The sequence below is a fragment of the Brevibacterium aurantiacum genome (assembly GCF_900169065.1).
GTDB classification, from domain to species: domain Bacteria; phylum Actinomycetota; class Actinomycetes; order Actinomycetales; family Brevibacteriaceae; genus Brevibacterium; species Brevibacterium aurantiacum.
On sequence record NZ_FXZB01000009.1, the window covers coordinates 24,544 to 44,057 of the forward strand.

Sequence of the window (19,514 nt, forward strand, 5' to 3'; positions counted from 1 at the left end):
ACACCCGACGGCGGGCAGCGATCCCGCAATGACGAGGGAAGGCAATTACGATGAAGCAGAAGATCACGAGCCGGGCTGTCACAGCGGCGGCCATCGGAGTGGTCGGAGCACTCACACTCGCAGGGTGTGGTGGCGCCGGGGGCAGTTCGAGCGGCGGAGGCAATGAAGAAGTCAACGTTCTCATGGTCAACAACCCGCAGATGCAGGACCTGCAGAAGCTCACCGCGGAGCATTTCACCAAGGACACCGGCATCAAGGTCAACTACACGGTGCTGCCGGAGAATGAGGTGCGCGCCAAGATCGGTCAGGAGTTCTCCGCACAGGCAGGCAACTACGATGTGGCCTCGATGTCGAACTACGAAGTGCCGACCTACGCAAAGAACGGGTGGCTGACCTCGATGGACGAGGGCGTCGTCGACGCCGAGGGGTTCAACCAGGGCGACATCCTCGCCCCGATGGCCGAATCGATGACCTTTGAGGACCAGATCTACGGAGAGCCGTTCTACGGCGAGGGCTCCTTCCTGATGTACCGGAAGGACATCTTCGAAAAGGCCGATGCGACGATGCCGGACGATCCCACCTGGGATGAAGTGGCCGATCTGGCGAAGAAGGTCGACGGTGCCGAGAAGGGAACCAAGGGCATCTGCCTGCGCGGCCTGCCCGGCTGGGGAGAGATGTTCGCTCCGCTGACGACCGTGGTCAACACCTTCGGCGGAACCTGGTTCGATGAGAACTGGGAGGCCCAGGTCGACTCCAAGGAGTTCAAGGAAGCAGCGAACTTCTACGTCGACCTCATCAAGGACCACGGTGAATCGGGAGCACCGCAGGCCGGATACACCGAATGCCTGACCAACCTGCAGCAGGGCAATGTGGCGATGTGGTACGACTCGACGGCGGCGACGGGCACGCTCGAAGCCGATGACTCACCGGTCAAGGACAAGATCGGCTATGTCGCAGCCCCGGTGAAGGACACCGAGTCGAGTTCCTGGCTCTACACCTGGGCCTGGGGCATCCAGAAGGCAGGGAAGAACCAGGATGCGGCCAAGCAGTTCGTGGCCTGGGCCTCCTCACAGGACTACGAGGAGACCGTTGCCGAGGAACTGGGCTGGCAGCACGTGCCAGCCGGCAAGCGCACCTCGACCTACGAGAACGCCGACTACCAGAAGGCCGCCGCGCCGTTCTACAAGCAGACCGAGGAGGCCATCAACTCCGCCGATCCGAAGAATCCCGGTGTGCAGCCGCGCCCGACGCTGGGAGTGCAGTTCGTGACGATTCCCGAGTTCGCCGACTTGGCGACGGGCATCTCTGAAGACATCAGCTCTGCGATCGCCGGACGCACCACAGTCGACAAGGCTCTGCAGAAGGGACAGAAGGAAGCAGAGAAGGTCGGAGACAAGTACAAGAAGTGATCTAGGCGGGCTGGGGCGCAGGCTTTCGCGTCGGCGCCCCAGCACCCGCACTCCCACCGCAGTCCACTGCTACCCACTGCTGCCCCACTGCCGCACGCTGCGTCCATCACCGGAGGTTGTCCATGTCAGCTCCTGCGCAAGATCGCCGAACCCAGGCGGCACCCGCGCCCACATCGCCCAGACCTGCATCCTCGAGTGCTCGTGAGCGGTGGTCGCGGCGAGCCCCGATGCTGCCGGCACTGATCTTCGTCATCCTCGTCACGCAGATTCCGTTCGCGATCACCATCGTCATCTCGTTCATGAAGTGGAACGCGGCCTATCCCGATGACATCAGCTTCGGGACCCTGCGCAACTACATCACGGTCTTCACGAATGCGGACCTGCTGCGTGCAGTGTTCGTCACCGTCGGGCTCACGGTCTCGGTGGTGCTGGTCTCGGCCGTGCTGGGGCTGGCCATCGCGCTCCTCCTCGATCGCAAATTCATCGGGCGCGGATTCGTGCGCACGCTGATGATCACCCCGTTCCTGATCGTGCCCGTGGCCGCGGCGCTGCTGTTCAAGCATGCGATCTTCAACCCGTCCTACGGGCTGGTCAACGGTCTGCTGACCACCGTCTTCGGTGAGAACGCGCCCCAACCGGACCTGATGAGCACTTCTCCGCTGCTGGGCATCGGCATTGTGCTCGTCTGGCAGTGGACCCCGTTCATGATGCTCATCATGCTGGCGGGTCTGCAGTCACGGCCAATGGACGTCTACGAGGCGGCACTGGTCGACGGAGCAGGACCTGGGCAGACGTTCCGGTTCATCACGCTGCCGCACCTGCGCCGCTACATCGAACTCGCGGCCCTGCTCGGCACGATCTACATCGTCCAGAACTTCGACACCGTCTTCACGATGACCTCCGGCGGACTCGGAACCGCGAACCTGCCGTATGTCATCTACCAGGAGTTCTTCGTGGCCCAGGACTACGGAGTCGCCTCCGCAGTCGGCGTCATCGTCGTCATCGCCTCGCTCGTCATCGCGACCTTCGCACTGCGAACCGCGTCCACCCTGCTCAAGGAGGAGAACTCATGAGCACCCCAGACACCACGGGCCCATCAGGCACCACCGGCCCTGTAGGAACTGCCGGTAAGCCAGGGGCCGAGCCGTCCCGGCAGAAGGCGAGTGCACCGCGACGTCCGGGGCAGCGCAGGATCGGGAAGATCCTCCTGGGTCTCCTGGCCTGGCTCGTCGGGCTCCTCTTCGTGTCCCCGCTGCTGTGGATGCTGCTGACGAGTCTGCACGCCGAAACCGATGCGTCGACGAATCCGCCCAGCTTCTTCGCCTCGCTGACCTTGGAGTCCTATTCCAACTTCTTCGGCGGAGGCAGCGGTGTCAGTCCCTGGCCTGCCCTCATCAACTCGGCGGTCGCCGCAATCGTCTCGACCCTCATCGTCCTGGTTCTGTCGACCATGGCCGCGTACTCCCTGGCCATCCGTCGGATCCAACGCTGGTCAGACGTGCTGTTCTTCCTGCTCTCGACCAAGATGCTGCCGATGGTTGCGGGGCTGCTGCCCATCTATCTGGTCGCACAGGCGTTCGGGATCCTCGACACCTGGCTGCTGCTCATCATCATCTACACGGCGATGAACATGCCCATCGCCGTGTGGATGATGCGATCATTCCTCGCCGAGGTGCCCGTTGAGGTGCTCGAGGCCGCTGAGCTCGACGGTGCCCGGCTTCCCCGTGTCTTCATGCAGATTCTGCTGCCCCTGACCGCACCCGGCCTGGCGGCCACGGCTCTGATCTGCTTCATCTTCTCGTGGAACGAATTGCTCTTCGCCAACGTCCTGACCTCGACCGCAGCCTCGACGGCACCTGTATTCCTCACCAGCTTCGTCACCTCCCAGGGTCTGTTCCTGTCCCAGGTGTGCGCTGCTTCGCTGATCATCTCAGTGCCGGTGCTTGTCGCCGGCATCGCAGCCCAGGACAAACTCGTCCAGGGCCTGTCGATGGGTGCGGTGAAATGAGGCTCAACCGAATGCCCAATCAGATTGACCGAGCTCTGGGCCGGCTCACCCGACCTCACCGACCAGCAGGGGAAAGACGATGATGAATTCCACGGACGCGCAGACTCTGCCTCTGCTCGGATCGAACCTTGACCGGATTGCGGCACGCGGAGTCACCGTCCCCGACTACGACCGGAACGCAGTGACTCCCGGCATCGTGCACTTCGGCGTCGGTGGCTTCCACCGGGCGCACATGGCCATGGTCGTCGATGACCTCATGAACGCGGGCAGAGCCGCAGACTGGGGAATCGTGGGCGCCGGCGTCCTGCCCCACGATGTGCACATGCGTGACGCGCTGGCCGGGCAGGACCACCTCTACTCACTGACGCTGAAACATCCCGACGGAACCCGCGAACGACGTGTCATCGGATCCATCATCGACTACCGCTACGGACCCGATGATCCGCAGGGACTCATCGACCTCCTCGGCGAGGAGACGATCCGCATCGTCTCACTCACCGTCACCGAGGGCGGGTACAACGTCAACCCGGTGACCGGGGAGTTCGTCTCCGAGGACGCGATGATCGTCGCAGACGTGGCAGCACTGAAAGCGGGGAGACTGCCGAGCACGGTCTTCGGGTACGTGATCGAGGCCCTGCGCCGCCGCCGAGACGACGGCGTGGACCCCTTCACAGTGCAGTCATGTGACAACATCTCGGAGAACGGTCACGTGGCGAAGAAGATGTTCGGTGCCTTCGCCCGCCTCGTCGACCCCGAGCTCGCTGACTGGATCGACACCCACGTGGCGTTTCCGAACGCGATGGTCGACCGGATCACCCCTGCCACCACCGACGAGGACCGGGCCGAGGTGAGAGAATCTGTCGGGCTGCTCGACGCCTGGCCCGTGGTCGCTGAACCTTTCTTCCAATGGGTGCTCGAGGACAGCTTCACCTCGGGCAGACCTCCATACGAACTGGCAGGTGTCCAGGTTGTTGACGATGTCCGACCCTACGAACATATGAAGCTGCGCCTGCTCAACTCCGGGCATCAGGGGCTGGCCTACTTCGGACTCCTGGCCGGCTACACCTACGCCCACGAAGCGATGGAGAACCCCGATATCGCCGTCTACCTGCGCAGGTACATGGATGAGGAGGGCACACCCAGCCTTGAGCCGCTGCCCGGAATCGATCTCGACGCCTACAAGGACTCACTCATCGAGCGATTCAGCAATCCTGAGATTCGCGACACACTGGCCCGCCTCGGCGCCGAATCTTCTGACCGGATCCCCAAATGGCTCGTTCCCGTCATCGGTGACAACCTTGTCTCGGGTGCACCGGTGGAGGTCTCGGCCGCAATCTGCGCATCCTGGGCCAGGTATGCCGAAGGCAGCGATGAGCAGGGGGCTCCTTTCACCATCGTCGACCGTTATGCCACGGAGCTGCAGCAGGTCGCGAGCTCACAGGCGGCCGATCCCTTGGCCTTCGTGAGGCAGGAGCAGTTCTTCGGAACTGTGGCCACGGACTCCCGCTTCACGAGGCACTACCTCGCAGCGCTGAAGTCCCTGCACGAACGCGGCGCAAGAGAGACCGTGCGACGACTCGCAGCCCACGAGGCACTGTGAACCGATGACTGCTCTCTGAACCGATGGCTGCACTGTGACCGGGAGCTGCACCTGCGGCTGAGATGCCGCGTTCTCGTCCGCTGGTTCAGCTTCGGCGATTAGCATGGGGCTATGCGACCCAGACTTTCCATCATCGCTGCCACCGCTGTGCTCGTTCTGACCGGCTGCTCCGGCGGAACGTCAGACCCTCAATCGGAGAAGACCGGGGGAGCAGGTGCGCCGCAATCGGCGCAGAAGGCTGAATCTGCCCAGGCCGCCGATCCAGCCGATATCAGCCCCGAGGACTTCGCGGACGAGGCCAAGAAGATCGTTGACTCGTTCTCCGACGATGAACTCGCTGGGTCCCTCATCATCGGCACCTGGTCGGGCACCGACACGCAGACCGGTGTCAATCTGCTTGAGAACAACAACCTCGGCGGGGTCATCGTCATGGCCGACAATCTGCCCGAGAATCCGACGCCTGACCAGGTCAAGGGCGTCACCGAGGCGATCAACGGGGCCCGCTCAAAGGGGCACCCCGTGTCGATCGGCGTCGATCAGGAGGGCGGCCCGGTCTCGCGGCTGAGCACCGGGGCACTGCCGTTCCCTCCGCTCATGGCACTCTCGGCCACCGAAGATCCGGAGCTGACACAGACCGCGACGAAGGTGCAGGGCCAGAATCTCACCGACCTGGGCTTCACGATCGATTTCGCCCCCGATGCCGATGTCACCACCGGAGCCAAGGACGTGGCCATCAACGTGCGCTCGGCCGGTGATGATCACAAGGAGGTCGCCGAGGTCGTCGCTGACGCCGCGACCGGGTACCACCTCGGCGGTGTTGCCAGTTCAGCGAAGCACTTCCCCGGACACGGTCGTCTGCACGTCGATTCGCACGAGAGCCTTCCGGTGTCGAAGAAGAGCATCAAGGAACTCGAGGACACGGATCTGCTGCCGTTCAAATCAGCCGTCGAAGCCGGCATCCCGATGGTGATGATGGGACACATCGGCCTGCCGGACGCGAAGACGACTCCTGCGACACTGAACAAGAAGGCCTACCAGGCACTGCGTGACACGCTCGACTTCGACGGAGTCATCATCACCGACGCCCTCAACATGAAGGCCGTCGACCAGAACCAGAGCGGCAAAGAGACCGTCAAGGCACTGTCCGCCGGTGCCGACTTGGCACTGATGCCGCCCGATTCCGCCGCCGCCCAGCAGGCCGTGGTCACAGCTTTGGGCGACGGTGAGCTGAAGAAGGATGAGCTGAAGGAGAAGGCCGAACGCGTGGTCGCGATGCAGCTGGCCACGGCCGAGACGCAGAAGGCGATCGACGGCGACGACTCCGAGGACCCGCAGAAGGTGCTCACCGAGGTAGCCGAGAAATCGCTGACGGTGCTGAAGGGCGAATGCTCGTTCGAAGGCACCGACTCGATCTCGATCGTCGGCGGTGGCGAGAAGGAGAAGACCGCGCTGACGAAGGCGGCGAAGGATGCGGGACTCAAGGTCGGCTCAGGTGGTACGAGCGTGAGTCTGAGCCCGAGCACCTCCGCCGAGGTGGCGGTGGGCACCGCTGCTCCGTGGACGATGCGCAATACCTCGGCAAAATCTGCGGTCACCGCCTATGACAGCAACCCCAATGCTCTGCAGACCGTGGCGAAATGGCTGAAGGGCGATCTCAGCGCCTCGGGCTCACTGCCCGTCGAATACGAGGGCAGCGACGCGGCGCCGGACTGCAGCTGACAGGTAGCAGAGGGCATGCAAAAACTCCCCGTCTGGCTCGAGGACCGTCGAGCCGGGCGGGGAGTTTCTGTGTGAACTAGATCAGAGAACGCGGATGAAGGTGACGTTGCCCATCCAGCTGTAGCTGCGCTTCGAGGTGCCTGAACCTGGTGAACCGGCATCGTACATCTGTCCGTCACCGGCGTAGATGCCGACGTGGCCTGGGTGCCAGATGAGGTCACCGGGCTTGGCCTCCGACTGGGAGACGACCTTGCCAGCGGCCTTCTGAGCGCCCGAGCTGCGAGGCAGGTTCACGCCGACCTTGCTGTAGACCCACGAGGTGTAACCGGAGCAGTCCCAGCCGCTCTGCGACGTTCCACCGTAGACATAGGGAGTGCCGACGCCCTTCTCTGCCCAGCCGATGACCTGCTCGGCCTTCGAGCCGTCGATCGAACCGGCATCGCCGGACCCGGAGTCCTTGCTCTCGCCCTTGTCGCCGCCCTCGCTCTTGTCCTTGTCACCGGAATCCGAGGAGCCGGTGTTCGCATCATCGTCGGAGTCGTCGGCAACCGGCTCTGTGTCCGGTTCAGGGGCCGGAGCCTCTTCTTCGACGGTCTCAACAGGCTTGGGCTCTGGCTTCGGCTTCGGTTTGGGAGCGGCCTCAGCGGTGACGGTCTCGACATCGGCGCCGAATGATGCGCCCTTCTTTCCGTCCTTGGATGACGATTCTGCGCCGGCATCGACTGTCGCAGTCTGGTTCTTGAACTCAACCTGCTTGTGGTTCTCGGCTTCGGCAGAGACTGAGGCCTTGTCGTCGGCTTCCTGTCCTGCTGCCGGAAGAACGGCTGCTGTCAGCAGTCCACCGCTGGCAGCGACAACGGCTGCACGGCGTCCGAAGACGGCGGAGTTGGCGTTCAGGATGTCGGTCAGTTCGGTCAGTGGTGTCTTGACCTTGGCTTCTGCGGCGCGGCGGCCATGCTTCTTAGTTGCCACGTTTTCCTCTCGTCACCTATTGGAAGGATCCCAACCGCCACTGTGGTCCGTAGTGATTTCACATCGAGTGTGGCGTGCGGTTCTCGGTGTGAAGTCGGCACTCTCGTGACCGACCTTCACAACTGTAACCAATCAGTGATCTAATGTCACGTTTTCGTTACATTTGTGGAGAATTTGTTGTGACAGTTTATAAACGTGCAGGTCAGAAGCCTGTTCAAGGTCAAAGTTTTTGTAACAGTTGCGCTCTTTCGGGTCGATTTCCCGCAGTACTATGACTCATCTCTCGTCATGCTCGACGGGCTTATATAACGAATCGAGATGAAAGGCAGGTCAAAAATGACAGTTTTGCTACGTGATTCGCGGCGTCTTCGGCTAGCCCTGCGGATCATGTCAGCAGCTTCGTGACCAGGGATCTCGCACGTACCCGGGAGGAACTGCGAACGACGAACGGTCGGCAAGTTCGCCTCGAAATTTCTGCTGAGATCGAGGTGTACTTGCCGACCGTTGGTGACGAGCTGCTAATCGCGAACGCTGCTTGCAGCTGCTGCGGTTGTCAGGCTCCGGTTGCGACCGGGCGGGCGGGGTCGGAGGACCAGCCGGACCAGCTGGCCGGGTAGAGGCTCGACTCGACGCCGAGGCTCGCCAGCACCAGAGCATTGTGGCAGGCGCTGACGCCCGAGCCGCAGTAGACGCCCACAGGCTGGTCGAGTGCGCCGAGGGATGAGAAGCGCGAGCGCAGGGCTTCCTCATCGAGGAACTTGCCATCTGCAGTGTTCTCGCTGGCAGGCGCGCTCTTGGCCCCGGGAATGTGGCCGGCCTTGGCGTCGAGCGGTTCGGTCTCTCCGCGGAAGCGTTCGCCGGCCCGAGCGTCAAGCAGAACACCTGTCCACGCGGACGCGGCGTCGGCGTCGATGACGGGCATCGAGTCTGGAGTGATCGTCACAGTGCTCGGCTGCACGGGCTCGCTGGGACCAGTTGCCAGCTCGCCGCCGGCAGCGACGAAGGCGTTCAGTCCTCCGTCGAGGACGCGTGCCGTCATCCCCGCCCATTGCAGCAGCCACCAGGCACGGGCGGCTCCCTGACCGGAGTTGTCGTCATAGACGACGACCTCGGTGAGCTGGTCGATGCCCCACGCCCGCACCTGCTCCTGGAATGCCTCGGCAGACGGCAGCGGGTGCCGGCCTGCGGTGGGGCCAGTCTCGGAGTGTGCGGCGAGTTCCGTGTCGAGGTCGACGTAGACGGCTCCGGGAATGTGACCGGCGGCGAAGTCATCGCGACCATCGGGCTTCTGCAGCCTCCAGCGCACGTCGAGCAGCCTGGGTGTGGATCCGTCATCGGCGAGGCGAGCGAGAAGTTCGTCGGCGGTGATGAGAACGTCGGAGCGGTTCATGGGGATTCTCCTAGTGGGGTCGGGTGAAGGGAATTCAGCAGGGTTGGGACGGTTCAGCAGGGCTGAGTCAGGAGGACGACATGGCGGTCGCCGAGGCGGGTGAAGACCAGTGTCGCCTTGTCTCCTGCCGGCAGCTTGAGCTGACGCCTGACCTGGTCAGGAACAATATCAGCTCCACGCTTCTTGATCACGACCTTGCCGATGCCGCGGCTGATGAGGGCCTTGCGCAGGCTGGGAATCTTCGCCGGCAGCACATCGGTGACCTCATAGGATGTGACCCCGGCCGAAGCAGGGCCTGTGGGTTCGACATCGGTGGTCAGGTAGGCGATCTTCGGGTGGACTCGGCGAGCCTGCAGCGGTCCGCACAGTGCAGTGACGAGTCCGGCGCGCACGATCGCCCCGTCGGGTTCGAGGAGGTACTGGCCGAGTTCGCCGACACCCTCCTCATCCTCGGCAGGCAGATCATCTTCGTGGACGAGAAGGGTGCGGTCACCCATCACGAGGGCGCTGCGGCCGGGGCGCTGCCGGGCGGTTCCGAAATAGAGGCAGACCTCGACGACCTCGCCTGCGTGGGAGACCCACTGCGCCTCTGCTTCGTCGGGGATGAGGGAGTGGTCGAGTGCGGGTCCGAGTTTGACCCCTGCAGCCTTCGCCGCGATCGCCTTGTCGATGACCCAGGACAGAGAAGGGGAGAAGTCCTCGGGGTCGAAGATGCGTGCGGTGGACCCGCTCTTGGATCCCTTCCCGACCGTGCGGCGGGCCGGGTCGAACCACAGGGCGTCGAAATCGGTGGTGTCGATGTCTTCGGCCCGGGCATGCTCGACGCTGGCATTGGCCAGGTGGCGGAGGTTGAAGCTGGCGATGGCGGCCGTAACCTCGTCCGCGTCGACGGCCGTGACCTGGGCGCCCATTCCAGCGAAGGCGAAGGAATCGGCGCCGATCCCACAACCCAGATCCGCGATCGTGGGCGCTGAATCTGCCGATTCGCCGGTGTCGTCGGCGTCGCCGCCGGTGTCCTTGCCCTCGCCGAGGAGGCGGCGGGCATGGTGAGCGGCGACGGGCAGTCGTGTGGCTTGGGCGAGCCCATCGCGGGTGAACAGCATGTCCTCGGCGAATGGGCCGAGTTTCTTCACGGCGTCCTTACGCAGCTGTGCCTGGGTGAGCAGGCCGGCCGTAACCTCGGCGGAGTAGCCTTCCTTGCGCAGTGCCGAGGAGCGGGCAAGCTCATCCGCAGGCAGGTCCTCGATCCGGTCGAGCCGGTCGAGGACGGAGACGTCGAGGAGTTCGGTGAGAGTCTGCGGATCCATACCGTTCACCCTATCGTCCTGGCGTCGGTGCTCTGACTGCGCTGGTTCGTCGGGTGACTGCAATGGCACGTCGAGTGTCTGTGTTGCCTCGTCGAGTGCCTGTCATGCTCAGGCAGCTGCCGTGCGATGTTGCAGGACTATAAGGAATAGGCGACAGGAGTGTTCGGTGATTGTGCCTGCGAATGAGTGCGGTAAGTTGTTGGCTGTGACGTTATTGACCGCACGCGACATTCGCGAAATCGCCGCCGACATCGGTCTGCGCCCGACTAAGCAGAAGGGGCAGAACTTCGTCATCGACCCCAATACCGTGCGCTCGATCGTCGCGTCCGCGAAGCTGCAGGGACACAGCAGTGTCGTCGAGATCGGACCCGGTCTGGGGTCGCTGACCCTGGGTCTGCTGGAGGCCGGGCACGATGTCACCGCCGTCGAAATCGACGAGGTCCTGGCGCAGCGACTGCCCGCAACGGTGAAGAAGTACGGACACACGGACGACGCTGCCGAGGGAGCCGCGAACTTCGAGCTCGTCAATGCCGATGCCCTCAGAGTCACCGAACTGCCGACCGCCCCCGAGGCACTGGTCGCGAACCTGCCCTACAACGTTGCGGTCCCGGTGCTGCTGCATTTCCTCGAGATCTTCCCGAGCCTGAAGTCAGTGCTCGTCATGGTCCAGCTCGAGGTCGCCGAACGACTCGCCGCCGGCCCCGGCTCCCGCACCTACGGTGTGCCCAGCGTCAAGGCCCAGTGGTACGGCGACGTCACTCTGGCCGGACGCATCGGCAAGAACGTGTTCTGGCCGGCCCCGAACATCGACTCCGGACTCGTCCACATCGACGTGACCCGCACTCAGCGGGACCTGCAGCAGCGCCGTCGCCTATTCAGCGTCGTCGACGCGGCCTTCGCCCAACGTCGCAAGACTCTCCGTGCGGCACTGGCCACTTGGGCCGGCAGCCCCCAGCAGGCTGAAGAGTACCTGCGCGCCGCCGGAATCGATCCCAAAACACGAGGTGAGGCCCTCGGCGTCGCCGATTTCGAGCGCCTCGCCGCAGCCGGGGCCGCACCAGGCAGCCCGGACGCTCACGAAAGCCCGGACACACACGAAAGTCCACAGCCATGAGCGCACAGCTGCACTCGTGCCCGAGAACCCAGACACCGGTGAAGGTGCAGGCACCGGGGAAGATCAACGTTCACCTCGGTGTCGGTGGAGCAGGCGCGGACGGATATCACGAACTCGCGACGGTCTTCCAGGCACTCAACCTCAACGAGACCCTGACCCTCATTCCCGGGGGCAGCTCCTCGATCGTCGTCGGCGGCCGGTACGGAGACGCCGAGGTTCCTCAGGACGAGTCGAACTTCGCTCGCAAAGCCATCAACCTGCTCATCGCAGCCCTCGAAGATGACCGTGACGTCGACGTGCTGCGCGACCTCGACATCGTCATCGACAAACAGGTGCCCGTCGCCGGCGGCATGGGAGGCGGATCGGCCGACGCAGCCGCGGCACTGGTCGGAGCGGCCCACCTCATCGGGGGAGTGGAAGAGTCGATCCTTCAGGAGTGCGCGGTCGCCGTCGGCGCCGATGTCGCGTTCCTCCTCCACGGCGGAACTGCGATCGGTCACGGACGCGGGGAGAAGCTCAGCCCCGTCCTCACCCGCGGATCATTCCACTGGGTCATGGCCACCTCGGCGGGGCAGCTGTCGACCCCGGCGATGTACGCACGGTTCGACGAACTCACGCCCGACCCCGAGCCTGCCGTCGTGCCCGCCGAGGTGCTCACGGCGCTCGCCGCCGGTGACCCGGACACCCTGGCCACGGCCGCCGCGAACGACCTCACCGATGCCGCAATATCGGCCATGCCCGAACTCGCCGAGGTGATGGAAGCCGGCCGCGACGCCGGTGCACTCCTGCCCCTGCTCAGCGGTTCCGGTCCGACGATCGGCTTCCTCGCCCGCGACGCCCACCACGCCCTCGACCTCGCCGTCCTGCTCCAAGCCACGCGAGGAGTCAAGGAAGCGCTGCGAACCACGGGACCCGCCCCCGGCGCCCACGTCATCGAATCGCACTGATGGCTGGAGCGAAGGGTCCGAGCACGGGAGCTGCCGGCGGCAACCTCCACGAGAGCCTGCTCAACTCGGTGGGCACGGACATCGTCACCGGTGACCTGGCACCGGGAACGGTCATCAGGGCCGAAGAGCTGCGCGTGCGCTACGAGGTCTCACTGTCGGTGGTGCGCGAAGTCGTGCGGGTCCTGGAATCCCTGGGGATGGTCAAGCCGATTCGTCGCCTGGGTCTGGTGATTCTGTCCATGGAGGAATGGACCATCCTCGACCCACTGATCGTGCGGTGGCGAATGGCGGCAACCCCGGCACTGCAGCTGCGCTCGCTGACGGAGCTGCGAGTCGCCATCGAACCGCAGGCAGCATACCTCGCGGCCATCCATGCCTCAGCCGATGTGGCCGAGGAGATCATGCGGTTGGCCGCCAGAATGCGCGCCAGCGGAAGCAAAGGCGATGTCGAAGCGGTGCTGGAGGTCGACATCGCCTACCACCGTGCAGTCCTGAGAGCCGGCGGCAATGAGCTCTTCGCCTCTTTCGACACAGTCGTCGCCGAGATCCTGCGAGGTCGCACGCACGCCGGACTGATGCCGAAATTCCCTCATCCGGATGCGCTGCAATGGCACTTCGATGTTGCCGACGCCATCGGCAACGGCGACCCCGAGCGCGCTCATGCTGCGATGACGAAAATGATGGATCGAGCATTCACCGAGATGGAAGACGCCTGGGAGGGCCAACCCCGCCTGAAGACGTACTGATCAGAACGTGAGACGCACTGATCAGAACGCGCTGACAACTCCGTAGAGGGCGAGGCTGAGGGCGAAGCCGACGAGGCCCTGAATGGTCTGAGCCACGGTCCAGGTCTTCAGCGTGGTCTTCGTGTCCATGCCGAAGAACCTGGAGACCAGCCAGAAGCCTGAATCGTTGACATGGCTGGCCACCACGGAGCCTGCGGCCAGGGACAGGACGATGGCGACGACCTGCAGGCTCGAGAAGTCCGGGTTGCCGACGACGACCGGCTGCATGAGAGCCGCAGCAGTTGTGAGCGCGACCGTGGCCGAGCCTTGGACGATGCGCACGATCGCTGCGATGACGAATCCGGCCACGATGACTGGTAGTCCCAGAGTCGCCAGGGAGTCGGCGATGGAATCACCGATCCCGCTGGCTCGCAGCACACCGCCGAACATGCCGCCGGCTCCGGTGATGAGGATGATCGAGCAGACAGGGCCCAGTGCCGAGTCGACGATGTTCTCGACCATGCTGCTGCCCTTCTTCTTGCGCCATCCCAGCAGCCACATGGCCGCCAGCACGGTGATGAGCAGGGCGATCGGAGTTTCCCCGAGCATCCGCAGCGAGGTGATGAGAGTGGATTCGGCGTCGACCCAGCCGGCCTCACCGGCGAAGTTCAGGCCGGTGTTGAGGAAGATGAGCACGAGCGGCAGGGCAAGCAGGACGAGGACCGTTGAGAGCTTGGGTGAGGACCTGAAGTCGGCGAACTCCTCGGCCGGGTCATGGGCCAGGAGCGACGGGACGGGGACATTGACGCGTTTGCCGATGAAGAGCCCGAACAGATACCCACACAGGTACCAGGTCGGCACGGCGATGATGAGACCGCAGATGAGGACGAGTCCGACATTCGCGCCCAGAAGTCCGGATGCGGCCACGGGACCAGGGTGCGGCGGGACGAAGATGTGCATGGCCGAGAAAGCGATTGCCGAGGGCATGGCGTAGAGAAGCAGAGAGCCGCCGAGGCGCTTGGCCACGGTGAAGATGATCGGCAGCATGACGACCAGGCCGGCATCGAAGAAGATCGGGAACCCGAACAGCAGCGAGGTCAGCCCCAAGGCCAATGGCGCACGCTTCTCTCCGAAGGCTCTGATGAGTGCGTCCGTGAGCACCTGCGCCCCACCGGAGAGTTCAAGCATCCTGCCGAGCATGGCGCCGAGCCCCACGAGGAGTGCGACGCTGGCCAATGTGGATCCGAATCCGTCGTACATGACCGGCACCAGATCGCCGGGGCTGATCCCTGCGGCCAGGGCGGTGAGCACGCTGACCACGACAAGCGCGATGAAGGCGTGAAGTCTGAAACGGATGATGAGGATGAGCAGCACCGCGATGGCTGCTGCGGCGATGCCGAGCAGCGCCGGGGCTGACAGCGTCCAGTTGAGTTCGATCTCGGTCACAATTTCCTCTTCCTTGAGGTTCGACAGCGCTCAGGTGGCAGCCGATGGCGGTCAGATTGGAGTGGGCGGTGGTCGGGTGGCATGAGGCTCGGGTCAGCTGCCCTGGGGGAGGCGTTCGATGATGTATCGACTCACCTCGTCGGGGGACAGGTCGATGGGCGCGAGGAAATGTGCTTCCTCGACGGCGAGTGGTTCCAGAGTCTCCAGCTGCGAGTCGACGAGCGTCGGCGACATGAACTCGTGTGAACGCCGCGCGAGATGTTCGACGATGATCTCGCGGTCCCCGGTGAGATGGACGAAGAAGGTGGCAGGTGCCTGCGCTCGCAGATAGTCCCGATAGCTGCGCCGCAGCGCGGAACAGGCGACGACAGGCGGCGGAGTCGCGATCAGCTCGCTCGCCACCGACTTCAGCCACGGCCAACGATCCTCATCGTCGAGGGGGACTCCGGAACGCATCTTGTCTTTGTTGTCCTGGCTGTGGAGATCATCGGCGTCGACGAAGACGGCTCCGAGCTCTGCAGCCAAGCGACGGCCGATCAGGGTCTTTCCCGTGCCGGACACCCCCATGATGACAAGCGGGGGAAGGTCCATATCAACCGGCCTCTCGTAAAAATATGATGACATTGCTAAACTGCACTCATTAAATCAGATTTATAGAAATCTAAATGAGACATGTGGAACTGTCAACTGCTGCGAGAACTTGGCAGCTGCGACATTTCACCGTCACTGGCAGCCACTGCTGGCGGCTATTGCTGGCAACCGACGCTGGCAGCCATGACCAGCAGCCACGAGGAAGAGGATTGGGTATGACCGCAGAAGTGGGCGTGATCGGCACCGGAGTGATGGGCTCGAACCTCGCACGAAACCTCGCACGAAACCTGGCCGCTCGGTCCGGCGCACGAGTCGCTGTCTACGACCGCGATGTCGACCGCGCTCAGGCACTGGCAGTCGAACATCCCGACGCGGAATTCCTCGTCGCCTCCTCGCCGGCGGATCTGGCCAGCAAGCTCTCAGGCCCACGCGTGGCGATCCTCATGGTCAATGCGGGCGCGGCAACGGACTCGGCGATCAGCGATCTGGTCGAGGTCTTCGAGCCTGGCGACGTCATCGTCGACGGCGGAAACTCGCTGTTCACCGACACGATTGCTCGTGGTGAGGCCGTGAGGCAGGCCGGAATCGAGTTCGTCGGGGTCGGCATCTCCGGGGGAGAGGTCGGTGCCCTCGAAGGGCCGTCGATGATGGTCGGCGGCACCGAATCCGCGTGGTCGAGGCTGCGACCGATCCTCGAACCCATCGCCGCACGCGCCGCAACCGGTGACGCACGTGCCGAGTCCAGCGACGGAAACGGCGCACCGGCGGATCGCGCACAAATTGACCAGGAATCGTGCATCGCCCATGTGGGCACCGATGGGGCCGGTCACTTCGTCAAGATGATCCACAACGGGATCGAATACGCCGACATGCAGCTCATCGCCGAGGCCTTCGCGCTGCTGAGAAGCAGGCTCGGCCTTACTCCGTCCGAGATCGCCGAGGTCTTCAGGGAATGGAACCGCGGAGAACTCGAGTCCTACCTCATCGAAATCACCGCCGAGGTCCTCGATCACACCGATGCGGCCACAGGAAAGCCGTTCGTCGACGTCATCGCCGACTCTGCCGGGGCGAAGGGGACCGGCGGGTGGACCGTGAAGACCGGCCTCGATCTGGGTGTGCCTGTGGCCACCATCGCCGAGGCGGTCTCGGCCAGGTCCCTGTCCTCGGTATCCGTACTGCGTTCCTCCGGGACGGCGTTGGACGGTCCATCGAGCACCACCTCGGCGGATGACGACGCTGCCGCCACCTCGGCGCCGGTCGACCGTGACACGGTCATCGAAACCGTGCGACAAGCGCTGTTCACGGGAAAGATCCTCGCCTATGTGCAGGGCTTCCACGAGATCGCCGCCGGAGCACAGGAATACGGCTGGAAGACTGAACTCGGAGAAGTCGCCAGAATCTGGAGGGCGGGCTGCATCATCCGCGCCAGATTCCTCGACCGGATCACGGAGGCCTTCGACGCCGATCCGAACCTGAGCTCTCTGCTGGCCGATCCGTATTTCCAGGATTCCCTCAATGCCGGGCAGCAGGCTCTGCGGGATACGGTCGCCGACGCGGCCTCGGCCGGCGTGCCGATTCCGGCCCTGGCCTCGGCGCTGTCGTACTTCGACGGCATCCGCACCTCCCGGTCCTCGGCAGCGCTGGTGCAGGGGCAGCGAGACTTCTTCGGGTCCCACACCTACGGGCGCGCAGATCGAGCGGGAACCTTCCACACCCTGTGGTCGGGTGACCGCAGCGAAGTGCAGCTGTGAAGGGCGACGTCTCTGCAATTGGGCGGTAGTGGCCCAAACCACGTGAACATGGCAATGTGGGAGGCATGACTTTGCCACACGAAGATGTTGACCCAGACGGCCTGCTCGAATACTCGGTGGTCTTCACCGACCGATCACTGAACCACATGTCGGGTCGATTCGTATCCGTCATGCAGGACATCAACCGCGTCCTGCGCGAAGCCTATGACGCGCACAGCGTGGCCATCGTACCCGGTGGTGGCAGCTACGCCATGGAATCCGTGGCCAGGCAGCTCGCGACCGGCAAGAAATGCCTCGTGGTCCGCAACGGGCTCTTCTCCTTCCGCTGGTCACAGATCCTCGACGCCGGATCCATTGCCAGCGAGACGACGGTGCTCAAGGCGTCCCCGAGCAGCGACGAGCACCAGTCGGCCTGGTCGCCGGCACCCATCGCCGAGGTGGCCTCCGCCATCGAGTCCGAACGCCCAGTAGTCGTGTTCGCACCCCACGTCGAAACCGCCTCCGGAATGCTGCTGCCCGACGACTACGTGCGCCAGATCAGCGACGCGGTCCACAGCGTGGGCGGTGTCTTCGTCCTCGACTGCATCGCCTCCGGTGCAGTGTGGGCCTCGCAGACGGATCTGGGTGTCGACGTCCTCATCAGCGCTCCGCAGAAGGGGTGGAGCGGTTCACCCTGCGCAGGATACGTCATGCTCAGCGAAGCAGGCCGCGCCGCCGTTCAGGATTCCACGTCGACGAGCTTCGCGATGGACCTCAAGAAGTGGCTGTTCATCGCCGACGAGTACGAAGAGGGTCGGGCGCCGTACCACGCGACGATGCCCACCGATTCGCTGGCACACAATGCCGCCATCATGCTGGAGACCGAGCAGCTCGGCTTCGATAAGCTCTCGGCGGCACAGTTCGAACTCGGCGACCGGGTCCGCAAGGTCTTCGCCGAGCGCGGGCTGCCCTCTGTCGCGACACCGGAGTTCGCCTCGCCCAGCGTGGTCGTCGTCCACACGGACAACCCGAAGCTGGCCACCGGCGCACAGTTCAAGGAAGCCGGCGTGCAGATCGCTGCCGGTGTTCCCCTGCAGTGCGACGAGCCCGAGGACTTCTCGACCTTCCGCATCGGTCTCTTCGGTCTCGACAAGCTCGGCGACATCGACGGCACGATCACCCGTCTCGAAACCGCGCTCGATTCGATCGGCGTGACGCCGCAGTCGTGATCGAACACCGACCGCGCAGGACTGTCGTGGTGAATTCTAAAGAGCTGGCGTGAGCTCGGCGCTGCCGGAAGTCGCCCTCAGAATCCGAGAGGATGAAGACAGCATTGCTGATCTTGCAGCCTCTCGGATCTACGGCGAGCTGGCAACCTACGTGGGGGTACCACGAGATGAACTGCTTGCCTCGGTGAGGACAAATGCCCGCCGCGCCGTAGACGTCTTGATCTCTCGGCAGATTCCCGCAGTCTCAGAGAATGCCGAGCACAGGGCGACTACACGTGCGCGGATTGACGAGAACGTGCCCATTGAGGACATAATACGGGCTTACCGAATCAGCTTGAGCGCCACGCACGAGTCGTTTATCTCAAAGGCCACAGCTGCCGGTCTTGATCCCCAGAACACGCTGGATGGGGCCACACTGCTGTGGCGTCTCGGTGATTGGTTCACCGCCGGCGCCGCGGCAGAGTACCGCTACCGAGCGGGCACTGAAGCGATGAAGCAGTCATTTGAAATCGGTTCATTGGTGCGTAAGTTGACGACAGATTCCGTCATTGACGACGACACCAGGCAGCGGGCGAAGAAATACGATGTGGACATCGATGGAGTCTATGCTGTTGCGGCCATCCCGGCCGCTGGCCATGACGTAGAGAAGATCATCCGTGATGTGAAGTCGTCGGGTTCGACAGCTCGAGCCCAGGCTCTGGTTGCGCAGATCGACCTTCGAGTTGTCGCCATCGTTGCTCGAACCCCGACCGTGACAGTTTCGGACGTGCCCTTAGCGATCGGCCCGTTCGGACCACTGGTGCACCTTGTCAGGTCGGCGCGAATCTGTGAGCAGGTCTGGAAGCTGGCACGCAAAGAGCCGTCAGGGATTCACAGTATGGAATCGTATGCCTGGAAGCTGGCCGTACCGGACTCCACGGATATCAATGAATATCTGATCCACCGGTACATAAGTCCTCTCCGTCCGGCCACAGCCGCTGGCCGAGACATGCTGGAAACACTTCGTACATGGCTGAGAGCATCGTCGTCTGTGAGGCAGACTTCGAAAGAACTGAACGTGCATGAGAACACTGTCAGATACCGTCTGCAGAAGTTCAGCGATCTGACTGGAGGCTTCGAGCACGGAATCGATGAGCTATTCGGATTGCGGTGGGCGTTGGAGGCATACGACAGCGGATTCGCTGCAAACACGGACCCCACTGATTGATTTATAGAGTTTTCTCTAACTCTGACCGTGAAACTTCGGAGACTTCGACGTATCAGCTCAATGGGGTACCTGCAATGATTGTGACCATCAACAAGTTCACAAGACGTCAACGATGACAGT

At 63.5% G+C, this 19,514-nt stretch carries 16 protein-coding genes; 11 read left to right on the top strand and 5 right to left on the bottom strand.

Features of this window, described 5'->3' with window-relative positions:
• Positions 1 to 50 precede the first annotated feature (50 nt).
• The 5 genes from BAUR9175_RS07540 (at position 51) to BAUR9175_RS07560 (ending at position 6,736) form a co-directional block, all read left to right on the top strand.
• Positions 51 to 1,409, top strand: a complete 1,359-nt coding sequence (locus BAUR9175_RS07540) for an ABC transporter substrate-binding protein (protein ID WP_009883895.1) — start codon at positions 51 to 53, stop codon at positions 1,407 to 1,409.
• A gap of 122 nt (positions 1,410 to 1,531) precedes the next feature.
• The gene (locus tag BAUR9175_RS07545) at positions 1,532 to 2,482 is read left to right on the top strand and encodes a carbohydrate ABC transporter permease (protein ID WP_029417279.1); all 951 of its coding nucleotides are present in this window, start codon (positions 1,532 to 1,534) and stop codon (positions 2,480 to 2,482) included.
• Positions 2,479 to 3,417, top strand: coding sequence for a carbohydrate ABC transporter permease (locus BAUR9175_RS07550; protein ID WP_009883897.1), 939 nt, complete (start codon positions 2,479 to 2,481; stop codon positions 3,415 to 3,417). Before BAUR9175_RS07545 ends, BAUR9175_RS07550 begins: the two co-directional genes overlap by 4 nt.
• Before the next feature lie 82 nt (positions 3,418 to 3,499).
• Positions 3,500 to 5,017 (top strand): mannitol dehydrogenase family protein, encoded by a 1,518-nt coding sequence (locus BAUR9175_RS07555; protein ID WP_101583398.1) that lies wholly within the window; start codon positions 3,500 to 3,502, stop codon positions 5,015 to 5,017.
• 111 nt (positions 5,018 to 5,128) lie between these two features.
• Positions 5,129 to 6,736 (top strand): glycoside hydrolase family 3 N-terminal domain-containing protein, encoded by a 1,608-nt coding sequence (locus BAUR9175_RS07560; RefSeq protein ID WP_101583399.1) that lies wholly within the window; start codon positions 5,129 to 5,131, stop codon positions 6,734 to 6,736.
• Positions 6,737 to 6,817: 81 nt separating this feature from the next.
• On the opposite strand, the gene BAUR9175_RS07565 is transcribed toward BAUR9175_RS07560, so the two are convergent.
• The 3 genes from BAUR9175_RS07565 to BAUR9175_RS07575 all read right to left on the bottom strand — a co-directional run bounded on the left by BAUR9175_RS07565 (position 6,818) and on the right by BAUR9175_RS07575 (position 10,405).
• Positions 6,818 to 7,708 (bottom strand): C40 family peptidase, encoded by an 891-nt coding sequence (locus BAUR9175_RS07565; RefSeq protein WP_096145993.1) that lies wholly within the window; start codon positions 7,706 to 7,708, stop codon positions 6,818 to 6,820.
• Positions 7,709 to 8,261: 553 nt separating this feature from the next.
• Positions 8,262 to 9,098 carry a sulfurtransferase gene (locus tag BAUR9175_RS07570; RefSeq protein WP_096157362.1) on the bottom strand — a complete coding sequence of 279 codons (837 nt, stop codon included), beginning with the start codon at positions 9,096 to 9,098 and terminating at the stop codon, positions 8,262 to 8,264.
• 53 nt (positions 9,099 to 9,151) lie between these two features.
• Positions 9,152 to 10,405 carry a class I SAM-dependent methyltransferase gene (locus BAUR9175_RS07575; RefSeq protein ID WP_096145995.1) on the bottom strand — a complete coding sequence of 418 codons (1,254 nt, stop codon included), beginning with the start codon at positions 10,403 to 10,405 and terminating at the stop codon, positions 9,152 to 9,154.
• 205 nt (positions 10,406 to 10,610) lie between these two features.
• Between BAUR9175_RS07575 and rsmA the strand changes: the two genes are divergently transcribed.
• The 3 genes from rsmA to BAUR9175_RS07590 are packed head-to-tail and all read left to right on the top strand — an operon-like array spanning position 10,611 to position 13,212.
• Complete coding sequence (rsmA, locus tag BAUR9175_RS07580) at positions 10,611 to 11,519, top strand: 16S rRNA (adenine(1518)-N(6)/adenine(1519)-N(6))-dimethyltransferase RsmA (RefSeq protein WP_096145996.1); 909 nt, start codon at positions 10,611 to 10,613, stop codon at positions 11,517 to 11,519.
• The gene (locus BAUR9175_RS07585; protein ID WP_069600670.1) at positions 11,516 to 12,466 is read left to right on the top strand and encodes a 4-(cytidine 5'-diphospho)-2-C-methyl-D-erythritol kinase; all 951 of its coding nucleotides are present in this window, start codon (positions 11,516 to 11,518) and stop codon (positions 12,464 to 12,466) included. The genes rsmA and BAUR9175_RS07585 overlap by 4 nt, the downstream gene beginning before the upstream one ends.
• The gene (locus BAUR9175_RS07590; RefSeq protein ID WP_069600669.1) at positions 12,466 to 13,212 is read left to right on the top strand and encodes a FadR/GntR family transcriptional regulator; all 747 of its coding nucleotides are present in this window, start codon (positions 12,466 to 12,468) and stop codon (positions 13,210 to 13,212) included. Before BAUR9175_RS07585 ends, BAUR9175_RS07590 begins: the two co-directional genes overlap by 1 nt.
• A gap of 21 nt (positions 13,213 to 13,233) precedes the next feature.
• Here BAUR9175_RS07590 and BAUR9175_RS07595 read toward each other — a convergent pair whose 3' ends face one another.
• Both BAUR9175_RS07595 and BAUR9175_RS07600 read right to left on the bottom strand, forming a co-directional pair.
• Positions 13,234 to 14,637, bottom strand: coding sequence for a GntP family permease (locus tag BAUR9175_RS07595; RefSeq protein ID WP_180959216.1), 1,404 nt, complete (start codon positions 14,635 to 14,637; stop codon positions 13,234 to 13,236).
• A gap of 93 nt (positions 14,638 to 14,730) precedes the next feature.
• Positions 14,731 to 15,228 (bottom strand): gluconokinase, encoded by a 498-nt coding sequence (locus BAUR9175_RS07600; protein ID WP_009883907.1) that lies wholly within the window; start codon positions 15,226 to 15,228, stop codon positions 14,731 to 14,733.
• A gap of 215 nt (positions 15,229 to 15,443) precedes the next feature.
• On the opposite strand from BAUR9175_RS07600, the gene gnd reads away from it, so the two are divergent.
• From gnd to BAUR9175_RS07615, 3 genes are all read left to right on the top strand, one after another.
• Positions 15,444 to 16,979 carry an NADP-dependent phosphogluconate dehydrogenase gene (gene gnd / locus BAUR9175_RS07605; RefSeq protein WP_096145998.1) on the top strand — a complete coding sequence of 512 codons (1,536 nt, stop codon included), beginning with the start codon at positions 15,444 to 15,446 and terminating at the stop codon, positions 16,977 to 16,979.
• 65 nt (positions 16,980 to 17,044) lie between these two features.
• Positions 17,045 to 18,187: a pyridoxal-phosphate-dependent aminotransferase family protein gene (locus BAUR9175_RS07610; RefSeq protein WP_101583401.1), complete on the top strand. Its 1,143-nt coding sequence runs from the start codon at positions 17,045 to 17,047 to the stop codon at positions 18,185 to 18,187.
• A 49-nt stretch (positions 18,188 to 18,236) separates the two neighbouring features.
• Positions 18,237 to 19,394, top strand: coding sequence for a PucR family transcriptional regulator (locus BAUR9175_RS07615; RefSeq protein WP_096168003.1), 1,158 nt, complete (start codon positions 18,237 to 18,239; stop codon positions 19,392 to 19,394).
• Positions 19,395 to 19,514: the final 120 nt, after the last annotated feature.

Excerpts from the sequence above, each read along its gene's own strand:
- BAUR9175_RS07600 (WP_009883907.1), bottom strand. The coding sequence starts at position 15,228 with ATGGACCTTCCCCCGCTTGTCATCATGGGGGTGTCCGGCACGGGAAAG.
- gnd (WP_096145998.1), top strand. The coding sequence starts at position 15,444 with ATGACCGCAGAAGTGGGCGTGATCGGCACCGGAGTGATGGGCTCGAAC.
- BAUR9175_RS07570 (WP_096157362.1), bottom strand. The coding sequence starts at position 9,098 with ATGAACCGCTCCGACGTTCTCATCACCGCCGACGAACTTCTCGCTCGC.
- BAUR9175_RS07610 (WP_101583401.1), top strand. The coding sequence starts at position 17,045 with ATGACTTTGCCACACGAAGATGTTGACCCAGACGGCCTGCTCGAATAC.
- BAUR9175_RS07540 (WP_009883895.1), top strand. The coding sequence starts at position 51 with ATGAAGCAGAAGATCACGAGCCGGGCTGTCACAGCGGCGGCCATCGGA.
- BAUR9175_RS07545 (WP_029417279.1), top strand. The coding sequence starts at position 1,532 with ATGTCAGCTCCTGCGCAAGATCGCCGAACCCAGGCGGCACCCGCGCCC.
- BAUR9175_RS07550 (WP_009883897.1), top strand. The coding sequence starts at position 2,479 with ATGAGCACCCCAGACACCACGGGCCCATCAGGCACCACCGGCCCTGTA.
- BAUR9175_RS07585 (WP_069600670.1), top strand. The coding sequence starts at position 11,516 with ATGAGCGCACAGCTGCACTCGTGCCCGAGAACCCAGACACCGGTGAAG.
- BAUR9175_RS07555 (WP_101583398.1), top strand. The coding sequence starts at position 3,500 with ATGAATTCCACGGACGCGCAGACTCTGCCTCTGCTCGGATCGAACCTT.
- BAUR9175_RS07560 (WP_101583399.1), top strand. The coding sequence starts at position 5,129 with ATGCGACCCAGACTTTCCATCATCGCTGCCACCGCTGTGCTCGTTCTG.
- BAUR9175_RS07575 (WP_096145995.1), bottom strand. The coding sequence starts at position 10,405 with ATGGATCCGCAGACTCTCACCGAACTCCTCGACGTCTCCGTCCTCGAC.
- BAUR9175_RS07590 (WP_069600669.1), top strand. The coding sequence starts at position 12,466 with ATGGCTGGAGCGAAGGGTCCGAGCACGGGAGCTGCCGGCGGCAACCTC.